Origin of the sequence: Mycobacterium sp. GA-0227b, from assembly GCF_001499855.1 — a bacterium.
Classification (GTDB): domain Bacteria; phylum Actinomycetota; class Actinomycetes; order Mycobacteriales; family Mycobacteriaceae; genus Mycobacterium.
The window spans coordinates 54,718-75,397 of the sequence record NZ_LQIK01000010.1; the positions used below are offsets into that span (position 1 = coordinate 54,718).

The 20,680-nt window shown below is 68.6% G+C and carries 21 protein-coding genes; 9 read left to right on the forward strand and 12 right to left on the reverse strand.

The window, feature by feature from the left end; genetic code table 11:
* The first annotated feature begins 102 nt into the window (after positions 1–102).
* Genes AU185_RS10000 through AU185_RS10010 form a run of 3 tightly spaced genes read left to right on the forward strand, consistent with a single transcriptional unit; the run spans position 103 to position 1,931 of the window.
* Positions 103–327, forward strand: coding sequence for a hypothetical protein (locus tag AU185_RS10000; RefSeq protein ID WP_059099275.1), 225 nt, complete (start codon positions 103–105; stop codon positions 325–327).
* A gap of 13 nt (positions 328–340) precedes the next feature.
* Positions 341–688 carry a hypothetical protein gene (locus AU185_RS10005; protein WP_059099276.1) on the forward strand — a complete coding sequence of 116 codons (348 nt, stop codon included), beginning with the start codon at positions 341–343 and terminating at the stop codon, positions 686–688.
* A 22-nt stretch (positions 689–710) separates the two neighbouring features.
* The gene (locus AU185_RS10010) at positions 711–1,931 is read left to right on the forward strand and encodes an APC family permease (RefSeq protein ID WP_059156968.1); all 1,221 of its coding nucleotides are present in this window, start codon (positions 711–713) and stop codon (positions 1,929–1,931) included.
* Here the strand turns inward: AU185_RS10010 and AU185_RS10015 are convergent.
* The 6 genes from AU185_RS10015 to thiO are packed head-to-tail and all read right to left on the reverse strand — an operon-like array spanning position 1,913 to position 7,651.
* On the reverse strand, positions 1,913–3,364 hold the full coding sequence (locus tag AU185_RS10015) for a M28 family peptidase (RefSeq protein WP_059099278.1): 1,452 nt from the start codon (positions 3,362–3,364) through the stop codon (positions 1,913–1,915). The two genes, AU185_RS10010 and AU185_RS10015, sit on opposite strands and share 19 nt — an antisense overlap.
* On the reverse strand, positions 3,361–4,875 hold the full coding sequence (locus tag AU185_RS10020; protein WP_059099279.1) for a M28 family metallopeptidase: 1,515 nt from the start codon (positions 4,873–4,875) through the stop codon (positions 3,361–3,363). Before AU185_RS10020 ends, AU185_RS10015 begins: the two co-directional genes overlap by 4 nt.
* A 6-nt stretch (positions 4,876–4,881) precedes the next feature.
* Positions 4,882–5,670 carry an SGNH/GDSL hydrolase family protein gene (locus tag AU185_RS10025; protein WP_059099280.1) on the reverse strand — a complete coding sequence of 263 codons (789 nt, stop codon included), beginning with the start codon at positions 5,668–5,670 and terminating at the stop codon, positions 4,882–4,884.
* Positions 5,667–6,425 carry a thiazole synthase gene (locus AU185_RS10030; protein WP_059099281.1) on the reverse strand — a complete coding sequence of 253 codons (759 nt, stop codon included), beginning with the start codon at positions 6,423–6,425 and terminating at the stop codon, positions 5,667–5,669. The genes AU185_RS10025 and AU185_RS10030 overlap by 4 nt, the downstream gene beginning before the upstream one ends.
* The gene (thiS, locus tag AU185_RS10035) at positions 6,418–6,615 is read right to left on the reverse strand and encodes a sulfur carrier protein ThiS (RefSeq protein WP_059099282.1); all 198 of its coding nucleotides are present in this window, start codon (positions 6,613–6,615) and stop codon (positions 6,418–6,420) included. The genes AU185_RS10030 and thiS overlap by 8 nt, the downstream gene beginning before the upstream one ends.
* Positions 6,616–6,637: 22 nt before the next feature.
* Complete coding sequence (thiO, locus tag AU185_RS10040; RefSeq protein WP_059099283.1) at positions 6,638–7,651, reverse strand: glycine oxidase ThiO; 1,014 nt, start codon at positions 7,649–7,651, stop codon at positions 6,638–6,640.
* A gap of 163 nt (positions 7,652–7,814) precedes the next feature.
* On the opposite strand from thiO, the gene thiE reads away from it, so the two are divergent.
* The gene (gene thiE / locus AU185_RS10045) at positions 7,815–8,486 is read left to right on the forward strand and encodes a thiamine phosphate synthase (protein ID WP_059099284.1); all 672 of its coding nucleotides are present in this window, start codon (positions 7,815–7,817) and stop codon (positions 8,484–8,486) included.
* Here the strand turns inward: thiE and AU185_RS10050 are convergent.
* Complete coding sequence (locus AU185_RS10050) at positions 8,470–8,970, reverse strand: NUDIX hydrolase (RefSeq protein WP_059099285.1); 501 nt, start codon at positions 8,968–8,970, stop codon at positions 8,470–8,472. The two genes, thiE and AU185_RS10050, sit on opposite strands and share 17 nt — an antisense overlap.
* A 112-nt stretch (positions 8,971–9,082) precedes the next feature.
* On the opposite strand from AU185_RS10050, the gene glnX reads away from it, so the two are divergent.
* From glnX to AU185_RS10070, 4 genes are all read left to right on the forward strand, one after another.
* On the forward strand, positions 9,083–10,402 hold the full coding sequence (gene glnX / locus AU185_RS10055) for a protein kinase G-activating protein GlnX (RefSeq protein ID WP_059099286.1): 1,320 nt from the start codon (positions 9,083–9,085) through the stop codon (positions 10,400–10,402).
* 17 nt (positions 10,403–10,419) lie between these two features.
* Positions 10,420–11,376: a glutamate ABC transporter substrate-binding protein gene (locus AU185_RS10060; protein ID WP_156425472.1), complete on the forward strand. Its 957-nt coding sequence runs from the start codon at positions 10,420–10,422 to the stop codon at positions 11,374–11,376.
* The gene (locus AU185_RS10065; protein WP_059099288.1) at positions 11,376–13,646 is read left to right on the forward strand and encodes a serine/threonine-protein kinase PknG; all 2,271 of its coding nucleotides are present in this window, start codon (positions 11,376–11,378) and stop codon (positions 13,644–13,646) included. The genes AU185_RS10060 and AU185_RS10065 overlap by 1 nt, the downstream gene beginning before the upstream one ends.
* Positions 13,647–13,970: 324 nt before the next feature.
* A complete protein-coding gene (locus AU185_RS10070; RefSeq protein WP_059099289.1) occupies positions 13,971–14,417 on the forward strand; it encodes an STAS domain-containing protein in 447 nt (148 codons plus the stop codon).
* On the opposite strand, the gene AU185_RS10075 is transcribed toward AU185_RS10070, so the two are convergent.
* The 4 genes from AU185_RS10075 to fgd are packed head-to-tail and all read right to left on the reverse strand — an operon-like array spanning position 14,352 to position 19,625.
* Positions 14,352–15,494: an acetate kinase gene (locus tag AU185_RS10075; protein WP_059099290.1), complete on the reverse strand. Its 1,143-nt coding sequence runs from the start codon at positions 15,492–15,494 to the stop codon at positions 14,352–14,354. The two genes, AU185_RS10070 and AU185_RS10075, sit on opposite strands and share 66 nt — an antisense overlap.
* Positions 15,494–17,596: a phosphate acetyltransferase gene (gene pta, locus AU185_RS10080; protein WP_231740305.1), complete on the reverse strand. Its 2,103-nt coding sequence runs from the start codon at positions 17,594–17,596 to the stop codon at positions 15,494–15,496. Before pta ends, AU185_RS10075 begins: the two co-directional genes overlap by 1 nt.
* 21 nt (positions 17,597–17,617) lie before the next feature.
* Positions 17,618–18,589, reverse strand: a complete 972-nt coding sequence (locus tag AU185_RS10085) for an endonuclease/exonuclease/phosphatase family protein (RefSeq protein ID WP_059099291.1) — start codon at positions 18,587–18,589, stop codon at positions 17,618–17,620.
* 28 nt (positions 18,590–18,617) lie between these two features.
* The gene (fgd, locus tag AU185_RS10090; RefSeq protein WP_059099292.1) at positions 18,618–19,625 is read right to left on the reverse strand and encodes a glucose-6-phosphate dehydrogenase (coenzyme-F420); all 1,008 of its coding nucleotides are present in this window, start codon (positions 19,623–19,625) and stop codon (positions 18,618–18,620) included.
* Between the two features lie 35 nt (positions 19,626–19,660).
* Between fgd and AU185_RS10095 the strand changes: the two genes are divergently transcribed.
* Positions 19,661–20,398 (forward strand): MBL fold metallo-hydrolase, encoded by a 738-nt coding sequence (locus AU185_RS10095; protein WP_059099293.1) that lies wholly within the window; start codon positions 19,661–19,663, stop codon positions 20,396–20,398.
* Here the strand turns inward: AU185_RS10095 and AU185_RS10100 are convergent.
* Positions 20,395–20,673 carry a hypothetical protein gene (locus tag AU185_RS10100; protein ID WP_059099330.1) on the reverse strand — a complete coding sequence of 93 codons (279 nt, stop codon included), beginning with the start codon at positions 20,671–20,673 and terminating at the stop codon, positions 20,395–20,397. The genes AU185_RS10095 and AU185_RS10100 overlap by 4 nt on opposite strands.
* Positions 20,674–20,680: the final 7 nt, after the last annotated feature.

Consider the following 20,680-nt stretch of genomic DNA (forward strand, 5'->3'; position numbering starts at 1 on the left):
GGCAACACGATAACGGACCAAGCGCCTACATATCGGCCCACTTCGGTTGCCAATAATGAGCGAACTTGCCCGATCAAGCAGAATGGCCATTAACATAAGGGCGTGTTCGGGGCGCTGCGCAAGATTCTGGGCTTTCAGGTCTCCATCGGCGAGCTGATCACGGTGGCGCTGGTCATCGGCACGCCGTATCTGCTCGTCGGCGTTTTCTGGTCCACCATGCACACCGAACATCTGCGGCAGATGGCGGGAGCCGACCTGGTCGTCTCGTATCTCGGGGCGATCGTATCCTGGCCGGTGCTGCTGTTCGCAGACGTCTGTATGACATGAACGGGGGAACAGGTTGTCTCAGCGACATCATCGACTCGCCTATACCGGCATCGTCGCCGGCGTCGTGCTGATCATCGGCTTGCTGGCGATGAACTTCCCGGTGTTTCTGGACAGCTACGACCAGTACGGCTGGCAGATCAAGTGCGGGACGGGTTACGTCACCAATCTCACCCAGGCGGCCGCGACCGTCGGTGAGGACAACTACGTCGAGCAGTGCGAGAACGCGCTGCTCGGCCGCCGGATGTGGACGATCTCGATGGTGGTGCTCGCCGGCGCGGTACTTCTCACCACCCTGGTCGCGGCCGCGACGACCTCCGCGCGCGAGTCGTTGCAGCCGCACCACAACGCCGCACCTCATTAAGGCCTGAACTAGCATTCCGGCGGTGAGCACGCCGGACGGCCCAGCGCTGCACCGGCGCCTCGGCACCTTCGACGCGGTGACCATCGGGCTGGGCTCGATGATCGGTGCAGGCATCTTCGTCGCCCTCGGACCCGCCGCCGGCGCGGCGGGGTCGGCGCTGCTCATCGGTCTCGCGATCGCCGCCGTGGTGGCCTACTGCAACGCGACATCGTCGGCGCGGCTGGCGGCGCGCTATCCGCAGTCGGGCGGCACCTACGTCTACGGACGCGAACGCCTCGGCGAATTCTGGGGCTTCACCGCGGGCTGGAGCTTCATCGTCGGCAAGACCGCGTCGTGCGCGGCGATGGCACTCACGGTCGGCTACTACGTGTGGCCCGCCTCGGCGCGCGGGGTCGCGGTCGGCGCGGTCGTCGCGTTGACCGCCGTGAACTACGCCGGGATTCAGAAGTCGGCAGTGCTGACCCGCGTCGTCGTCGCCCTGGTGCTCGCGGTGCTCAGCGCCGTGGTGGTGACGGTCCTCGGCTTCGGCGAAGTTGATACCGCCCAATTGTCACTCCACGCCGATGCCTCGCTCACAGGCGTGTTGCAGTCCGCCGGCTTGCTGTTCTTCGCGTTCGCGGGCTACGCGCGGATCGCGACCCTCGGTGAGGAGGTCCGCGATCCCGCCCGGACCATCCCTCGCGCGATACCGCTGGCGCTGGCCATCACGCTCGCCGTCTACACCCTCGTCGCAATCGCGGTGCTGGGCGAATTGGGCAGCGACGCACTTGCTTCCGCGACGGCGCCACTGGCCGATGCGGTGACCCAGGCCGGCTTCCCCGGCCTCGACGCCGTGGTGCGCGCCGGCGCCGCTGTGGCAGCGCTCGGCGCGCTGCTGACGCTGATCCTCGGGGTGTCACGCACCACGCTGGCGATGGCGCGTGACCGCCGCCTGCCGCACGCATTGTCGGCCGTGCACCCGCGGTTCGGCAGCCCGCACCGCGCCGAGGTGGTGGTCGGGGTGGCCGTCGCCGCGCTGGCCGTGGCCGTCGACGTACGCGACGCGATCGGGTTCTCGTCGTTCGCGGTGCTCCTCTACTACGCGATCGCCAACGCATCGGCCTGGACCCTGGGCCGCCGAACGATTCCGACGATCGGGCTGGCGGGCTGCCTGCTGCTGGCCGTCCTGTTGCCGCTCTCGTCTGTGCTTGTCGGCGGGGTCGTCGTGCTCGTGGGCGCCGTCGCCTACCGGCTGCGCCGCTGATCCCGTGGCGGAACGCCGTTGACCCCGTCGAGCGACCGCGCGTAGGTGCCGACGGCGTAGGCGACCGCCGGCCCGAGCACCGAGAGCGCGTCCCGGTTGATGCTGTCGACGGTGTCCCGTTTGGTCCGATAGTTCGGGTCGAACGGGACTCCCGCTCGGCCACCCCAAAGACGCGCCTGCACTTCACTTTTGCGTTGCGAGGCGCCGGCCGTCAGACCGCCGATCGGCACCCCCGCGGCGAGAAACGGGTAGTAGTCGGTGAACTGGCTCAGCGGCATGTCGGCGGGCCGCACGCCCGCGGTGTTGAGGTAGGCGGCCAGCGTGCGTTCGAGACCGGCCGAACCGGCAGGCACCGAGCGGGTGGGGATCTCCGGGTTGGGCTGGGCCGACTGGTCACCGTCGTAGGTGAAGTAGCCGGCATTGGGCGAGCCGAGCATGTCGAAGTTCAAATACAGCGCGATGTCGCGCAGTTCGTCCGGCGAGAGTCCCTGCAGGTATTTCGTCGGCCCGGCCGACCCGTTCTCCTCCGACGCCCAGAACGCGAAGCGCACCGCGTTGGCCGCCGGCGGCTGCGAACCCAACGCCGCCGCGGTCTCCAGCAGCGCAGCGATTCCCGTCGCGTCGTCGTTCACGCCCGGGCTGGCAGCGGAGCTGTCGAGATGTGCGCCGGCCAGGACGACGTTGTGAGGGTCTCCGGACCTGGTCTGCGCCACTACATTTCGGGTTCTCTTCATGACCGGCTCGCCGTCGAGGATCAGCCGCACCGGCGCCGTGGTCCGCCGCAGGGCGGTGTCGGCGTTCCGGTCGATCACCCCGACCGGAACGGTGAGGTCCTGGTAGTAGCCCGGCGTGAACAGACCGGCGGGGCTGCCGCCCGGTCCCGGGGTGCTGACCACGAGAAGGCCGACGGCGCCCTCGGAGACCGCCGCGTTCTGTTTGTCGACGACCGAGCAGCCGGTGTCGTCGACGACGGCGATCGCGCCCCGCACCGATGTGCCGTCGTAGTCGGACGCACGGCAGCCGGCGGCTTTGCGCGGCCGCAGCGTGACGGCGTTCAGACCGCCGGGCGGAGTGGTGATCAGTAGAGACGCCTGGTCGACGGGGAACTCGCGCCCGCCCACCCGCATCGCGGGGTTGCCGCCCTGGATACGGTCGAGCAGCTCGAACTCCGGAGTCGTGACGTCGAATCCCCTGTCGCGCAGGAAATTCGCGACATAGTCGACGGTGGCGTCGTAGCCGGCGGTGCCCTCGGCGCGGTTACCGTCGTTGCCGTCGGCGATCTCCTGCAGCTTGCGCAGGTGGGTGAACATTCCGTCGACGCCGACCTTGGCCGCCAGGTCCTGCGGCGTCGGCGGCGGCTCCTGCGATGAGCACGACGTCAGTGCCGCGACGACCCCGACAACGACTCCGATACTGGCCGCCCACCGTCTCATGAGGCGAGCGCGTGGCGGGTCCGCAGATCGCGGGTGGGCAAGCCGTTGGGGCCACCTTGATCTTGCGCGTAGATACCGATCGCGTACGACACCCCCGCGCCGTGGATGCCCAGCGCGGTGCGATCGATGTGGTCCAGGGTGTCGGAAGCCTTGTGGTAGTTGGGGTCGAACGGCTGGCCGGCCTCGCCGCCCCAACTCTCGGCCTGCTCGGGTGTCATGTCCTTCTCGGCGCCCGAGAAGGTGCCGCCTGACGGGATGCCGGCCAGGGCGAATCCGTCATAGTCGGAGCGGCCGTCGAAAGTCGTGTCCTCTGCCGGTTTTCCGGCCGCGTCGAGGTATGCCACCAGGGTGCGTTCGATGCCCGCCGAGCCTTCGGGTATCCGGCTCGGGGCGCCGTCCGCGTCGGGCGGCAGGGATAGGTTTCCGTCGTAGGTGAAGTAGCCCGGATTCGGCGATGCGACCATGTCATAGTTCAGGTACATCGAAATGTCTTTGAGCGCCTCGACATCCAGCGACTGCAGATAGTTGTTCGACCCGAACAGCCCGACCTCCTCAGCACCCCAGAAGCCGAACCGTACCGCGTTGCGCACGTCGGGGGAACCGCCCAACTGCACCGCGGCCTCGAGGACAGCTGCCACTCCGGAGCCGTTGTCGTTGATGCCGGGTCCCTCCGGGACACTGTCGAGATGGGCTCCGGCCATCACGACGTTGTGCGTGTCGCCGGTCTTGGTCTGGGCGATGACATTGCGGGTGTGTTCTGTACGCACGCCCGCATTGAGTTTGAGCGTGGTGTCGCCCGGAGCGGCCCGCAGCCGTTCGCCCTCGGCCTTGGAGATGCTCACGACGGGGATCTCCACCTCGGTGTCTTCCCCGAGGGTGCCTCCCATCTCGTCGTTCTCCTCGTTGTTGGCGACGATCAAGGCCACCGCTCCGCGTTCGGCCGCCGCCTGCTCCTTGTCCGAGAACGGGCACACGCCGCGGTCGACGAGCACGACGGCGCCCTTGACGGGTAGGCCCTCGTAGTCGGAGGCCGTGCATCCCGGCGTGTCCTCGACGCGGGCGGGCACCAGTGGCCCCGACACGCCGTCGGGCGGCGTGCCGATCGTGAAGTTCAACGGCTTCGCGGTGATCTCGGTACCGCCGACGGTCAGCGCAGGTTCGTCGGCGAACGGTAGCCGCACCTCGAACTCGGGTGTCTGCACGTCGAAACCGTTGTCGCGCAGTATGTCAGCGACGTACTCGACGCTGGCGTCGTAACCCGCTGTGCCCAGCGCCCGGTTACCGTCGTTGGCGTCGGCGATCTCCTGCAACCGGACCAGGTGCGCGTACATGGCGTCGGCGGAGGTTCGCTGCGCGAGCGTCCTGGCGAACTCCACGGCCGCGGGTGCGACGCCGGCCTGCGTGGTGGGCGGCTGCACCGTCGGTTGCTCTTTGTCGCGGCCGCATCCGCCGAGCACCACGACGGCGGCCGACATCAGCGCGATTGCTTTCGAAACCCTTGTGTGGCTCATTGCCCACTACGTTAGCGTCGCCGGGCCCGTCAGCTGAGCGACAACAAACTCCGCCACGGCGCGCATGCCCGCCGCGTTGGGATGCAAGGGGGCAGGGGTGCCAGGCTGGAAAAGTGTGAGCAGCCCGAAATTCGTGGCCCAGGGATCGGCCGACCAGGCGTGATGTGCGCGGCTGGGCTCGGCGACCCGTACCAGTCCGCAGCCGGTGGTGGCCGCCGCTTCGGCGGTCAGCCGCTCCAGCGTTGCGGCGACGTGACGGCCGGCCGCGACGTCGGTCTCGGACAGCGGCGGCGCCGCCGTACCGGCAGGCGGCAGCAAGGTGAGGTAGTCGACGAACAACACCGTCGCGCGCGGTGAGCGGGTACGCAAAGTCCGGCCGACCTCCTCGAGCGACGCGGCGACCTCGGTCAGCGCCGCCTCGCGGGCCCGCGGGTCCAGTTGTGCGCGCAGCAGCCCGCCCAGCAGCGGCACCTTTCGTAGGGCGGGCGGCAGGCCGGCGGCGAACAACATCTGTACGTAGCCGACATCGTTGCCGCCGATGGTCACGGTGACCAGGTCCTCGCTGCCGTCCAACGCCGAAACCTGCGGCGGCGCATCATATTGCGCCTCGTGCAGCACATTGGCTGTGGTCGCGCCGGAATACGTCACGTCGACGAGGTCGAGCCCCAACTTCTCGGCGACCAGGTGCGGGTAGTTGCGCGCCGATCGGCCCGCGCGCCGGGGTGCGCCATCGGCACGGGGCGCGATTCCCGGGCCGGCCGCCATCGAACTTCCCAGTGCGACATAACGACTCATGGGGCCGGACTGGAAGCCCGGGCCCAGAACCGCTTCGGAATGCGACCCGCCTGCCGCGCCAGATGACCGGCGGTGACGGCGGCGGCCATCGCTGCGGCCATGGCGGGCGGATCCGCGGCACGGGTGACGGCGGAGGCCAGGAGCACGGCGTCGCAACCGAGTTCCATCGCCAACGCGGCGTCGCTGGCGGTGCCGATGCCCGCGTCCAGCACCACGGGAACCGAAGCGGCCTCGACGATCATCTCGATGTTGTGCGGGTTGGCGATGCCCAGACCGGTGCCGATCGGCGAACCCAGCGGCATCACCGCCGCGCATCCGATGTCTTCGAGCCGGCGCGCGAGCACCGGGTCATCGTTGGTATAGGGCAGCACGATGAAGCCATCGTCGACCAATTGCTCTGCCGCCCTGACCAGTTCGACCGCGTCGGGTAGCAGCGTGCGTTCGTCGGCGATGACCTCGAGCTTCACCCAGTCGGAGTGCAGCGCCTCGCGCGCGAGTTGCGCGGTCAGCACCGCCTCGGCCGCGCCGCGGCAACCCGCGGTGTTGGGCAACGGCGTGATGCCCAGGCGGTTGAGCAGCTCGAGCACTCCGGTGCCGCCCTCGGCGTCGACGCGCCGCATCGCCACGGTGGTCAATTCGGTACCGGAGGCGACGAGCGCCTCTTCCAGCACAGCGAGGTTCGCCGCGCCGCCGGTGCCGAGGATGAGCCGCGAACCGAACTCGCGACCGGCGATGGTCAGTTTCGTATCAGCCACCCTGCACCGCCGTCACCACCTCGACGCGGGCGCCCTCGGACAGCGCGATATGCCACTCCGACTTCGGCAACACCGACCAGTCCACCGCGACCGCGATGCCCTTCTCCGGGAAGCCCAGTCGTTCCATGAGCGCGGCGACCGTCGTCTGCGCATCCACTTCAACCGCTTCGTCGTTGACAAGTACCTTCATCGCATTGCTCCTCGCGTACGCGTCATCGCATTGCTCCAACCATCACATCGAGTTCGGCCGCGATCCGTTCGGCGGTCCACGGCGCGAGAAGAAATCCGTTGCGCCCATGGCCCGCAGCGACCAGTGTGCGCTCATCGAGGCGTTCGACGAGCGGCAGTCCATCGACGGTCATCGGCCGAAGGCCCGCAGCGCATTCGGCGAATTCGTACTCGCCCAGGGCGGGCATCACCGCACATGCGTCGTCGAGCAGTTCGCGTACTCCCGTCACCGCCGGTGCGGTGTCGCGGCCGTGTTCGTATTGGGTCGCGCCGACCACGACTCCGTCGGCGCGGGGCACCAGGTACACCTGCCTGCCGTGAACCCGGGCGCGAACGACCCGCGTCGGTACGGGCATGCAGCCGCGGCGCCACCGCAGTCGCAGCACCTCGCCCTTGACCGGGCGGATCGGCAGATCGGGCCAAAGGGTGGGCGCGTCAACGCCGTTCGCGATGACCACGGCGTCGGCCTCTACCTGGGCGAGATCTGACACGGGCGGCGCCCACTGCACCCCGAGCCGCTCACACAGCGCGGCCAGCTCCCGCACCACCGCGCGGTTGTCGACGGCCAGTTCGGTTTCGGCGCGAAAGCCGTGCCGGATACCTTGTGCCAGCAGCGGTTCGATGTCCCGGGCGCTCGACGTCACCGTCACCGGATGCCCCTGGGCCGCCAGCCACTCGCCGACGGTCCTGAGGTCGGCGGCGTCGGCGCGGTCGACGGCGACGACCAGGGACTCACGTGCGGTGACGACGTCGTCGGGCAGGCCGTCGAGGAAGCCGCCGTGCCACAGGTGCAGCGACTCCAGCCCCAGCTGCAGCAGCTTCTCCTCGCCGGGCCAGCCCTCGCTGTGCGGGGCCAGCATGCCGCCCGCGACCCACGACGCGCCCCGTTCGTCGGTGCGGTGCACGCGCACGTTCCAGCCGCCCATCAGCGCGCGACGCGCCACGGCCAACCCGATGACGCCGCCGCCGATCACGGCGAGACTTGCGTTGGTCAACATCCCTCCCTTCGCCGGCATGACCCGGATCAGGTGCGACGGTAAGGGCAGGTGCGCATGCCCACTCTCAGTCCCCGGTCCCGGGACTCCCGCGTTCGTCAATCCACCCTACCCGGCGGCGTCAGCGACGATCGGGCGTGCGGCGCCGATCGGCTAGCGTCGCGGTGTGCACGAACCTCGGAAGCGCCTGGCCACCGCGTCGCTGTACCTGTGCACCGACGCCCGCCGTGAACTGGGCGATCTCGCGGAGTTCGCCGACGCGGCGTTGGCCGGCGGCGTCGACCTCATCCAGCTCCGGGACAAGGGGTCAGCGGGCGAGCAGCGGTTCGGCCCTCTGGAGGCGCGTCAGGAACTCGAGGCGCTCGAGGTGCTCGGCGACGCCGCGCGCCGCCACAACGCACTGCTGGCCGTCAACGACCGCGCGGACATCGCCGTGGCCGCCGGCGCGGACGTGTTGCACCTGGGCCAGGACGATCTTCCGCTTGCTGTCGCCCACGACATCGTCGGCGATCGGCCGGTGATCGGCCGTTCCACCCACGACGTCGATCAGGTCGACGCCGCGATCGCCGAAGCCGTCGACTACTTCTGCGTCGGCCCCTGCTGGCCCACGCCGACCAAACCGGGCCGGCCCGCCCCCGGCCTCGACCTGGTCCGGCACGCGGCCCGGCGGCATACGGCCAAGCCGTGGTTCGCGATCGGCGGCATCGACGCAGCGCGGTTGCCCGAAGTGCTGGCGGCCGGCGCGCGGCGCATCGTCGTGGTGCGGGCGATCACAGCCGCCGAGGATCCTCGAGCGGCCGCCGCACAGTTGAAGGCGGCGCTCAGAGCTGCGGGTTGACAAGAAGCGGGATCGAGGCGAACTCGTCGCGCAGCCGCTCCCAACTCGCGGCGAAGCCGGGATGCAGCGGCAACTCGGCGACCTCGTCGACGGCGACCCAGCGCAACTCGGCGCTTTCCTGGTTGGGCACGGTGTGCAGCATCGCGGGCGCATCGGCGATGACCGTGCTGTACGTCCAGCTGACTCCATCGGCCGCGACGATCTTCGTCTGGACCACCTTGCGCACGGTCAGCCGGTCCTGCGGCAGGCCCGCCTCTTCGTGCGCCTCCCGGATGGCGGCCTGCTCGGCCGTCTCGTGACTGTCCCGCGCGCCGCCGGGCAGACCCCAGGTGCCGCCCTGATGACTCCACGGCGCCCGGTGCTGGAGCAGCACCACCGCAGCGCCGTTGTGGCCGGGAGCCCGCAGCAGTAGGCCGGCCGCGCCGTACCTACCCCAGTAGGCCTGGCCCGCCGAAACCACCCAGCCGTCACCGTCGCCACGCACGCCTCAACAATAGGGGCGCCCGCGTTGCCGGAAACTCTTAGACTTCTTTTATACAGTTGAGAGCGGTCGGAACGACGAGCCGGAAAGCGATGCTGATGAGGTCCGCGCGAACGTGACTGTGGAGTTGGCGCACCCGTCGACGGAGCCGCTCGCCTCGCGGTCACCGGGAACACCGGCGCACCAACGGTGGTGGTTCCTGTGGACCACACCCGGCCGGATCCTGACCATCGGGGTGGTGCTCTCCGCGCTCGTGATCGCCAGCGCATTCGCCACCTCGACGACGATCAACGACCGTCAGCAGGCACTCACCACGGTGCTCAACCACACCGAACCGCTGGCGTTCGCCGCCGGACAGCTGTATACGACGCTCTCGGTGGCCGATGCCGCCGCGGCCACGGCGTTCATCGCCGGCGCGGAGCCCCGCGACGTCCGGCACCGATACGAACAGGCGATCACCGACGCGTCGGTCGCGGTGACCCGGGCATCGAGCGGGCTCACCGACGAGGATCTGGTGCAGTTGCTCGGCCGGGTCAACGCCGAGCTGTCGATGTACACCGGTCTGGTCGAGACCGCGCGCACCAACAACCGATCGGGCAACCCGGTCGGCTCCTCCTACCTGTCCGAGGCGTCGGCGTTGATGCAGACCCAGATCCTGCCCAGCGCGCAGCGGCTCTACGAAGAGACCTCGGCACGGGTGGATGCCGAGACCAGCGCGTCCACCCGGATCCCGGGCCCGGTCATCCTCGTCGTTCTGGCGACCCTGTTGTTCGGCGTGTTCGCCAACCGCTGGCTGGCCCGCCGCACCCGCAGGCGGATCAACATCGGCTTCGTCGCGGGCGGCCTGGCGGTGCTGATCATGTTGATCTGGGTGGGGACGGCGCTGATCATCTCGACCGCCGACAGCCGCAGCGCCAAGGACACCGCCGCGGAGTCCCTGAAGACCATCACGAACCTCGCGATCACCGCCCAGCAGGCGCGCGCCGATGAGACGCTCTCGTTGATCCGGCGCGGCGACGAGGAGGTGCGCAAGCAGTCCTACTACCAACGCATCGACATGATGCAGCAACAGCTTTCGGACTATCTGGCTCGCGACGACGCGATCGACAAGACCGATCTCGCCGAGGCCGAACAACTGTTGAAGAAGTGGCGCGCCGCAGACGACCGGATCAACGCCTACATCGGCGTCGGTAACTACCAGGCCGCGACCCAGGTGGCGTTGGGCACCGGCGAGGACGACTCCACGCCGGCGTTCAACAAGCTCGACGAGGCGCTGAGCAAGGGCATCGAAGAGAGCCGGAACCAGTTGCGCAACGACATCATCAACGCTCACCGGGTGTTGTCCGGCGCGACCGTCGGAGCCGCGGTACTCAGCGTCGCCGCGGCAGTCGCGGTGGCGCTGGGACTCTGGCCGAGGTTGAGTGAGTACCGGTGACAGCCAGGCTTTTCGGGGTGCTCTTCGGGATCCTCACCAGCGCCGCACTGGTGCTCACCGGATGCGGACAGGCGGCGTCGGTGACGTCGACGCCCAATGTCACGCTGCCGCCGCCCACCCCGGCCGGCATGGAGGAGCTGCCGCCCCGGCCAGTTCGCCCGCCGGACGAATCCGAGGACGAGTGCAACCGCACGGCGAGCCTGCGACCGTTCAACACCCGAGCCGAGGCCGATGCGGCGGTCGCGGACATCCGCGCGCGCGGCCGGCTGGTCGTGGGGCTCGACATCGGCAGCAACCTGTTCTCGTTCCGCGACCCGATCACCGGTCAGGTCACCGGATTCGACGTCGACATCGCCGGTGAGATCGCGCGCGACATCTTCGGCACCCCGTCCCAGGTGGAGTTCCGCATCCTGTCGTCGGCCGACCGCATCGCCGCCCTGCAGAACAACCAGGTCGACGTCGTCGTCAAGACCATGACGATCACCTGCGAACGCAAGAAAGTGGTCGGCTTCTCCACCGTCTACCTGACTGCCAATCAGCGCATCCTCGCGCCCCGCGACTCGACGATCCGGCAGGCGTCGGACCTGTCGGGCCGGCGGGTGTGCGTCGCCAAGGGCACGACGTCGCTGCAGCGGATCCAGCAGATCACCCCGTCACCGATCATCGTCGGGGTGGTGACGTGGGCTGACTGTCTGGTGGCGCTGCAGCAGCGGCAGGTCGACGCGGTCAGCACCGACGACTCGATCCTGGCCGGCCTGGTGTCACAGGATCCGTACCTGCACATCGTCGGGCCGAGCCTCAATGAGGAGCCTTACGGCATCGGGATCAACCGGGAGAACACCGGTTTGATCCGGTTCGTCAACGGCACGCTCGAACGTATCCGCCGTGACGGCACGTGGAACACGTTGTACCGCAAGTGGCTCACGGTGCTCGGGCCCGCGCCCGCGCCCCCGGTTGCGAGGTACTCCGACTGATGTCCGAGACACAGCGCGAAGAGTTCGACGAGGGCCCGGGCACACAACCCGCGAGCTTCGACGACATGGGCATGGACTCGGCGTCGACCATCCGCCCGATGGCCACCCAGGCGGTGTTCCGGCCGCAGTTCGACGACGACTCCGAGGGCGCCTCGGTGGGCACCGGCGACACCGAGCCGCAGGACCACACCACCACGACGAGGGCATTGTCGCGGACGCGGCGCCTCGGTGGCGGCCTGGTGGAGATCCCGCGGGTGCCCGCCAAGGACCCGCTCGAAGCGCTGATGTCCAGCCCGGTGGTCGCCGAGTCCAAACGGTTCTGCTGGAACTGCGGACGTCCCGTCGGCCGCTCCGGCGGCGGCAAACGCGCCCAGTCGGAAGGCTGGTGCCCGCACTGCGGTAGCCCGTACTCCTTTCTGCCCCAGCTGAATCCGGGTGACATGGTCGCCGACCAGTACGAGATCAAGGGCTGCATCGCGCACGGCGGACTGGGCTGGGTGTACCTGGCGTTCGACCACAACGTCAACGAGCGGCCCGTGGTGCTCAAGGGTCTGGTGCACTCCGGCGACGCCGAGGCGCAGAAGATCGCGATGGCCGAACGGCAGTTCCTCGCCGAGGTGACCCATCCCGGCATCGTGAAGATCTACAACTTCGTCGAGCACGAGGACAAGCACGGCAACCCCGTCGGCTACATCGTGATGGAGTACGTCGGCGGCACCTCGCTCAAACAGGCCAAGGGTGAGAAGCTGCCCGTCGCCCAAGCCATTGGCTACATGCTCGAGATCCTGCCGGCGCTGGGCTATCTGCACTCGATCGGGCTGACCTACAACGACCTCAAGCCCGAGAACATAATGATCACCGAGGAGCAGCTCAAGTTGATCGACCTCGGTGCGGTGTCGACGATCAACTCGTTCGGCTACCTCTACGGCACCCCGGGATACCAGGCGCCCGAGATCGTGCGCACCGGGCCGACGGTGGCGACCGACATCTACACCGTCGGGCGCACCCTCGCCGCGCTGACCCTCAACCTGCGCACCCGCAAGGGCCGTTACGTCGACGGGCTGCCCGAGGACGATCCGGTGCTGGCCGAGTACGACTCGTTCGGCCGCGCGCTGCGCCGGGCGATCGACCCGGACCCCCGGCGCCGGTTCGGCAGCGCGGACGAGATGTCGGGCCAGCTGCTCGGCGTGCTGCGCGAAGTCGTGGCCAAGGACACCGGGTCGCCGAGACCCGGTCTGTCGACGGTCTTTTCGCCCGCCCGGTCCACGTTCGGCATCGATCTGCTGGTCGCGCACACCGACGTGTACCTGGACGGGCAGGTGCACTCCGAACGGCTGACGGCCCAGGAGATCGTCAAGGCGCTGCCGGTTCCGCTGGTGGACCCGACCGACGTCGGCGCGGCGGTGTTGTCGGCCAGCGTGTTGAGCCAACCCGTGCAGACGCTCGACCAGCTGCGGGCGGCTCGGCACGGGGCGCTGGAGTCCGAGGGCATCGATCTGTCCGACTCGGTCGAGCTGCCGCTGATGGAGGCGCGCGCCCTGCTGGACCTTGGCGACGTCGCCAAGGCCACCCGAAAGCTCGACGACCTGGCCGGGCGGGTGGGCTGGCCCTGGCGGCTGGTCTGGTTCAAGGCGGTGTCCGAGCTGCTGACCGCCGACTATGTCTCTGCGACAAAGCATTTCACCGAGGTGCTGGACACCATGCCCGGTGAGCTGGCGCCCAAGCTGGCCCTGGCGGCCACGGCTGAACTGGCCGGCGGCGCCGCTCAGCAAACCCCCGCGGGCAAGTTCTACAACACAGTGTGGTCCACCGACAACGGAGTGATCTCGGCGGGCTTCGGACTGGCCCGCGCACAATCTGCGGCCGGTGAGCGAGACGCCGCCGTCAAGACGTTGGACAAGGTGCCGGCGATGTCCCGGCATTTCACCACCGCCCGGCTGACCAGTGCGGTCACGCTGCTTTCCGGCCGGTCGTCGAGCGAGATCACCGAGCAGCAGATCCGTGACGCGGCCCGCCGCGTGGAGGCGCTGCCCGACACCGAACCGCGGGTGTTGCAGATTCGGGCCCTGGTGCTGGGCACCGCGATGGACTGGCTGGCCGACAACACCGCGAGCACCAACCACATCCTCGGCTTCCCGTTCACCGAGCACGGGCTGCAGCTCGGCGTGGAGGCGTCGCTTCGCGCCCTCGCCCGCGTGTCGCCCACCCAGGCGCACCGCTATGCGCTGGTCGACCTCGCCAACAGTGTCCGCCCGACGAGCACGTTCTAGCGGTCCGGCCACGCCGTCCTGGCCGCCCGCCGCTTGGCAAAAGTCGTCGTCGCCGCCGGCGACCCCACACGATGGGAGCCTACGGAATCCGTAGGCGGCGTCAGCAAACCCGACCCTACGGAGCGCTTCTTTACAGCGTCCGCGCATGTAGTAACACTCGATGGTCTGCTCGCGGAATCCGTAGTAATCTGCATCACAGGTTGAGGTCACAGCCAACTGCAGAAGTCATCGGGGTGTGAACTCCCGACGTGCGGCTCGGAGAAACAGTAAGGCGCCCTGACGGCATCGGCGGTTTCATATGCGTCTCGACAACAGGAGTGCACCGTGTCCGCTGTAGGAACCTGCAGGGTATTCCGGCCGGATCCCCGGTCGTTCGATCGGTGCGAACACCATCACCGCGCCAGCTTCTCGGCGTCTCACCGGAAAGGTTCGACGGTCCTCGTGACGGTCGATGGAGAGCTCGATGCCACCAACAGCCGCGCCCTCGCCGGATACGTGGAAGGACAGATCGCGGGCACCAGACGCCTGGTGATCGACCTTCGGCTCGTCGACTTCTTCGGCACGGCGGGATTCGCCGCCCTGCACTACATCAACGTGATCTGTTCACGGAGCGGGATCGACTGGGAGGTGCGCTGCGGCAGACAGGTGCGCCGGCTGCTGGCCATCTGCGATCCCGCGGGCGAGCTGCCGCTCGACAAGCCGCGCTCACTGCTCGACGAGGTGGGTGCAGGCGCGGGCGATCGCCAACTCCTCATCAGTGGGAACCACTAGCACCGCCGTCGGGGAACTATCGGCCGAGATGTGCCGGGCCGTCTTCTCGGGGCTGGCGTTGAGCCGTTCATCGAGCTCGATTCCCAACGGCGCCAGCCCGCTCAGCGCGTCGCGGCGCACCGCCGCGTCGTTCTCACCGACACCCGCCGTGAACGTGATGACGTCGGCGGAGCCCAGCAGCGCCAGGTACGCGCCGATGTACTTGCGCAGCCGGTGGATATACACGTCGTACGCCAATTGTGCTGCGGTATCCCCGGATTCGATGCGCTGGTGAAGGACCCGGAAATCGATTTCGCCGCCGAGCCCACGTACGCCGGATCGGCGGTTGAGCATCTCCTCGATGTCCTCGACGCCCATGTTCGCGGTGCGCCACAGGTACACCAGCACACCGGGATCGATGTCTCCGGACCGGGTGCCCATCACCAGCCCCTCCATCGGAGTCAATCCCATGGAGGTGTCCACCGGGCGCCCACCGACGATGGCCGACGCCGATGCGCCGTTGCCCAGGTGCAACACGATCTGGCGCAGTGAGTCCAGCGGCTCTCCCAGATACGCGGCGGCCTGTTCGCTGACGTACTGGTGCGACGTGCCGTGGAAGCCGTATCGACGGATGTGCCACTGCGCGGCAACGTCGCGGTCGATCGCATAGTTCGCGGCCGCAGGCGGTAGATCGTGGAAGAACGCGGTGTCGAAGACAGCGACATGGGGCAGGTCGGGCAGCGCCTTGCGCGCCTCCTCGATACCCAACAGCGCGGGCGGATTGTGTAGGGGCGCAAGAGCGGACAATTCGTCGATCTTGGCGACCAGCGCGTCGTCGATGAGTGTCGGCTGATAGATGTCCGGACCGCCGTGGACGACCCGGTGCCCGACGGCGACGAGCCCGAGCGTGTCGAGCCGCTGCCCCGACTCAGCCATCTGGTCGAACGCCTTCTGCAGCGCCTCGGCGTGGTCGCGAACCTGGCCCTCCCCGATACGCTCGACGATGCCGTCCACCACCATATTCTCTGAATCAGGCTCGACGACAGCATATTTGAGCGACGACGAACCCGAGTTGAGCACCAGGACGCTGCGGGCCATCAGAGTGTCTGCGCCTGGATGGCGGTGATCGCCACGGTGTTGACGATGTCCTCCACCAACGCCCCGCGCGAGAGGTCGTTGACGGGTTTCTTCAGCCCCTGCAGCACCGGTCCGATCGCGATCGCGCCCGCGCTGCGCTGCACCGCCTTGTAGGTGTTGTTGCCGGTGTTGAGGTCCGGGAAGATCAGCACCGTCGCTCGGCCGGCCACCTTCGAGTCCGGCATCTTCGACTTCGCCACCGAGGGCTCCACCGCGGCGTCGTACTGGATCGGCCCGTCGACGAGTAGATCCGGCTCTCGCGCGATGACCAGTTCGGTTGCCGCCCTGACCTTCTCGACCTCCGCGCCGGATCCGCTGGTGCCCGTCGAGTAGGACAGCATGGCGACCCGCGGTTCGATTCCGAAGCTGGCCGCGGTGCGCGCCGACGAGATCGCGATGTCGGCCAGTTGCTCCGAGGTCGGATCCGGGACGATCGCGCAGTCACCGTAGGCCAGTACCCGGTCGGCCAGGCACATCAGGAAGATGCTGGACACGGTCTCGACGTCGGGCAGCGTCTTGATGATCTCGAACGCCGGTCGCACCGTGTGCGCGGTGGTGTGCCGCGCCCCGGACACCATGCCGTCGACCATGTCGTTGTACACCAGCATGGTGCCGAAGTACGAGACGTCGTGGATGGTCTCGCGGGCCTGTTCGACGGTGACGCCCTTGTGCTTTCGCAGTTCGGCGTACTGCTCTGCGAACTTGTCGCACAAGTCGCTGGTCTGCGGGTTGAGCACCGTGGCGCCGGAGATGTCGACGCCCAACTCGGCTGCGCGGGGCCGGATCTGCGATTCATCGCCGAGGATCGTCAGCTCGGCGACGCCTCGGTGCAGCAGTCGGCCCGCCGCGGTCAGGATGCGGTCGTCGTCTCCCTCCGGCAGCACGATGTGCTTGCGGTCGGACCGGGCCCAGTCCAGCAACTGGTAGGTGAACATCTGCGGAGTGACTACCGCCGGTATCGGGATCGCCAGCTGGGCAAGCAGTTCCGCGATGTCGACGTGGGACTCCATCAGCGCCAGTGCCGTGTCGATCTTGCGCACCGAGGTCGCCGTCACCCGGCCGCGGGCCGACGCCACCCGGCTCGCCGTCTCGAACGTCCGAAACCTGGTGGCGATGATCGGCAACCGCAACCCCAGCCCCGACACCAACGCGGCGATCGCCGGATGCAGTTCCAGCCCACCGTTGAGGATGATGCAGGACAGCGATGGAAAGCCCTCGGCAGCATGGGCGCTCGCCAACGCGAGCACGACGTCGGACCGGTCACCGGCCGCGATCACGGCGACACCCTCGGTGAGTCGCTCGAGTACCCGTTCGGCGGTCATGCCCGCGACCATCAGATCCATCGCCTCACGCGACAGCAGCGCCGGATCACCGCTGAGCAGCGTGCCTTCCACGGCCTGCTGCAGTTCGGCGACCGAGGGCGCGACCAGCAGCGGCTCCTCCGGCAGCGCGTAGCACTTGGGCTCGAATCGTTTCAGCGCGTCGGTCACCGCGGACAGTTGAGCCGGATCGCAGCGGTTGGCGACGACAGCCGCGGTGTGCGCGTGCTGGGCGGCGATCTCGCCGAGGCAGATGTCGACGATGTGGGCGACCTGCTCGGGAGTGCGATCCTTGGCTTTCACCGCCAGCACCACCGGGGCGCCGAGGTTGGCCGCGATACGCGCGTTGGTCGACAGCTCGCTGGGCGCGGCGACGTCGGTGTAGTCGCTGCCGACGATCAACACCGCGTCGCAGCGGTCGGCCACTCGGTGGTACCGGTCGACGATGTCGGCCAGCGCGCCGTCGGGGTCGTCGTGCAGCCGCTCGTAGCCGACGCCCACGCAGTCGTCGTAGGGCAGCCCGGCAGTGCTGTGCTCGAGCAGCAGTTCGAGGATGTAGTCGCGGTCCTCGCCGAGCCGGGTGATCGGCCGGAAGACACCGACTTTGGCCACCGTGGCCGTCAGCCGGTGCAGGATGCCCAGCGCGACCGTCGACTTGCCGGTGTCCCCTTCCGGCGATGCCACGTAGATGGCGGTTGAGCGCTCGCGTGAAGACAACGGCTCCGGGACGGGGTCGGCGGGCACGCGACCCAGCCTAAGGCAATCTCATCCTGCGGTCGGTTCCATCGGCACGTCGACGGTGGTCGCGAGTCCGCGGTGGTCGGAGCCTGGCAGCGGGACGGTGTAGGCCACCGTCGCCGCACAGTTACGCGTCAGCACATGGTCGATGCCGATCACCGGCAACCGGAACCGCTTGCTGGGATAGCTGCGGGTCATGCCCGCGCCGGCCTGCTCGGCAGCGTCCCGATACCCCTCGGCCAGCAGGGCCCGGAACGGGCGCATGTCGTAGGTGGCGTTGAGGTCGCCGGCGACGACGACCGCGCCGGAACCGGCGTCACGGGCGACGGCCCGCAGCGTCTCGGGTAACCGCGCGATGTCGCCGCTGAACCAGCGCAGCGGCTGCACCCACGGCGCGGCCAGGTGCACGGCGAGCACGGTCAGGTCGGCCCGCACCCCGGGCACCCGGACGCGGGCGCGGAGCATCGGCATCTGATAGCCCGCGACGGAGGCGGAGGCCACGATCGGATGCCGGCTCCACACGCCGATGCCCGCCGCCATCGGGCGCGGGTCGAGCACCCGGTGGCCGAACGCGGCGTCGAGTCCGGCGGCCGACATCGCGTTCGCGGCTTCCGGCGTCATCTCCTGCACGACGAGCACATCCGCCGATCCGGTCGCCAGTTCGACGATCGCACGCGCGTCGGCCCGCCCCATACCGAGGTTGGCCGTCACGACCCGCAGCGCAACCGAGGGCACCGAGGTCTTCTCCGGCCCGAAGTACCGCGGGGCGAGCACGGCGAGCATCATCAGGCACAACACCGCGGCCAGGATCGTCGGTACCCACCGCCGCGCCACGGCGAACAGCGCCATGGCCGCGATGCCCGCCGCCGTCAGGTACGGCGCCGCCGCCGCGAGGATCAGCACGATCTTGTGATCGATCGGCAGATAGCGTGACAGCAGCCCGGCGAGCGCCACCGCGAATGCGAGCGCGCCGAGGACCGTTGCCGGTACTCGAATCACGTTGTGCGGGAAGGGTTCTCGAGGTGGATCAGCCGAGGCGGCGCAGCCGCGGCTCGAGGTCGCGCTGAAACAGCTCGAGGAACCGGCGCTGATCGTGGCCGGGGGCGTGGAACACCAGGTGGTTCAGCCCCCACTCGACGTACTGGCCGACCTTCTCGACGGCCTCGTCCGGATCCGACGCGACGATCCACCGTTTGGCCACCTGCTCGATGGGCAGTTCGTCGGCGGCCTTCTCCATCTCGATCGGATCATCGATGGAGTGCTTCTGCTCTGCGGTCAGCGACAGCGGCGCCCAGAACCGGGTGTTCTCCAACGCAAGCTCGGGGTCGGTGTCGTAGGAGATCTTGATCTCGATCATCCGGTCGATGTCGTCGACGTTTCTGCCCGCGGCCGCTGCGCCTTCGGAAACGGCGGGGATGAGCTTGTCCTTGTAGAGCTCCTCGCCCTTGCCGCTGGTGCAGATGAACCCGTCGCCCGCGCGCCCCGCGTACTTGGCGACCACCGGTCCGCCCGCGGCGATGTACACCGGGATGCCACCCTCGGGCACGTCGTAGATCGAGGCACCCTTCGTGCGGTAGTACTCGCCGTCGAAGTCGACCCGGTCCCCCAGCCACAACTCGCGCATCAGCTTGACCGACTCCCGCAGCCGGGCGAAACGCTCCTTGAACTCCGGCCAGTCGCCCTCGTAGCCGGTGGCGATCTCGTTGAGCGCCTCGCCGGTGCCCACGCCGAGGAAGATCCGGTTCGGATACAGACAGCCCATCGTCGCGAAGGCCTGCGCGATCACCGCGGGGTTGTACCGGAACGTCGGGGTCAGCACCGAGGTGCCGAGGATCAGGTTCTTGGTGCGCTCGCCGACCGCGGTCATCCACGCCAGGGAGAACGGTGCGTGACCGCCCTCGTGGCGCCACGGCTGGAAGTGGTCGCTGACCGTCGCGCTGTCCATGCCGTGCTCTTCGGCGGCCACGGCCAGCTCGACCAGTTCCCGTGGCGCGAACTGCTCCGCCGACGCCTTGTATCCGAGTTTCAAGTCCACACGTCGTTTCTACTCCACCCTCCTAAACTCGCGGCATGGCAGCAGAGCTGAGCGCCATCACCGACAGCGTCCATTTCGCCTACACCGACCTGGTCAACTGGACGCTGATCACCGACGACACCGGGGTGGTGTTGATCGACACCGGCTTCCCCGGCAACCGCGACGACGTGTTGCGGTCGGTGCGCCAGCTCGGCTTCGACGTCGACGACCTGCGCGCAATTGTGTTGACGCACGCGCACATCGACCACTTCGGCTCGGCGATCTGGTTCGCGAAGACGCACGGCACGCCGGTGTACTGCCACGCCGCCGAGGTCGGACACGCCAAGCGGGAGTATCTCGAGCAGGCGTCGCCGGTCGACATCGCCAAGCACATCTGGCAGCCGCGCTACCTCACGTGGTCGGTGGCGATCACCCGCAAGGGCGGGATGGTGCGCGACGGCATACCCTCCGCGCAGGTCCTCACCGCGGAGGTCGCGGCGGGCCTGCCCGGCAAGCCGATGGCGATTCCGACGCCGGGCCACACCGGCGGGCACTGCTCATTTCTCGTCGACGGTGTGCTGGTGAGCGGTGATGCGTTGGTCACCGGTCATCCGCTGCTGTCGCACGACGGGCCGCAACTGCTGCCGGGCCTGTTCAACCACGACCAGGACGGCTGCGTGCGCAGCCTGGCCGCGCTCGGCCTGTTGGACACCGAGGTGCTGCTGCCGGGGCACGGCCCGGTGTGGCGGGGGTCGATCCGAGACGCGGCGGAGGCCGCGGCGGCCAGACCTTAGACGATTTTCTGGTAGCCGAGCAGGAAGACCGCGGTCAGGCACAGGCCGCACGCGACCACGATCGTCGGCATCAGGATCATGGCGTCGAGCTCGTCGTCATCGAGCACGTCGCTTTCGAAGCGGCCGAACAGCACCCGCGCCACCCCGGTTCGGCGGAACGTGTGCACCATGGTGCGGACGGCTTTGCTCTCGCGTCGGCGACCGATGAACACCCGCGACGCCACCCCGATCAGAAACGTCAGCAGACCGGCCGCAACCAGCAGCCAGCCGACCATCGTCTGC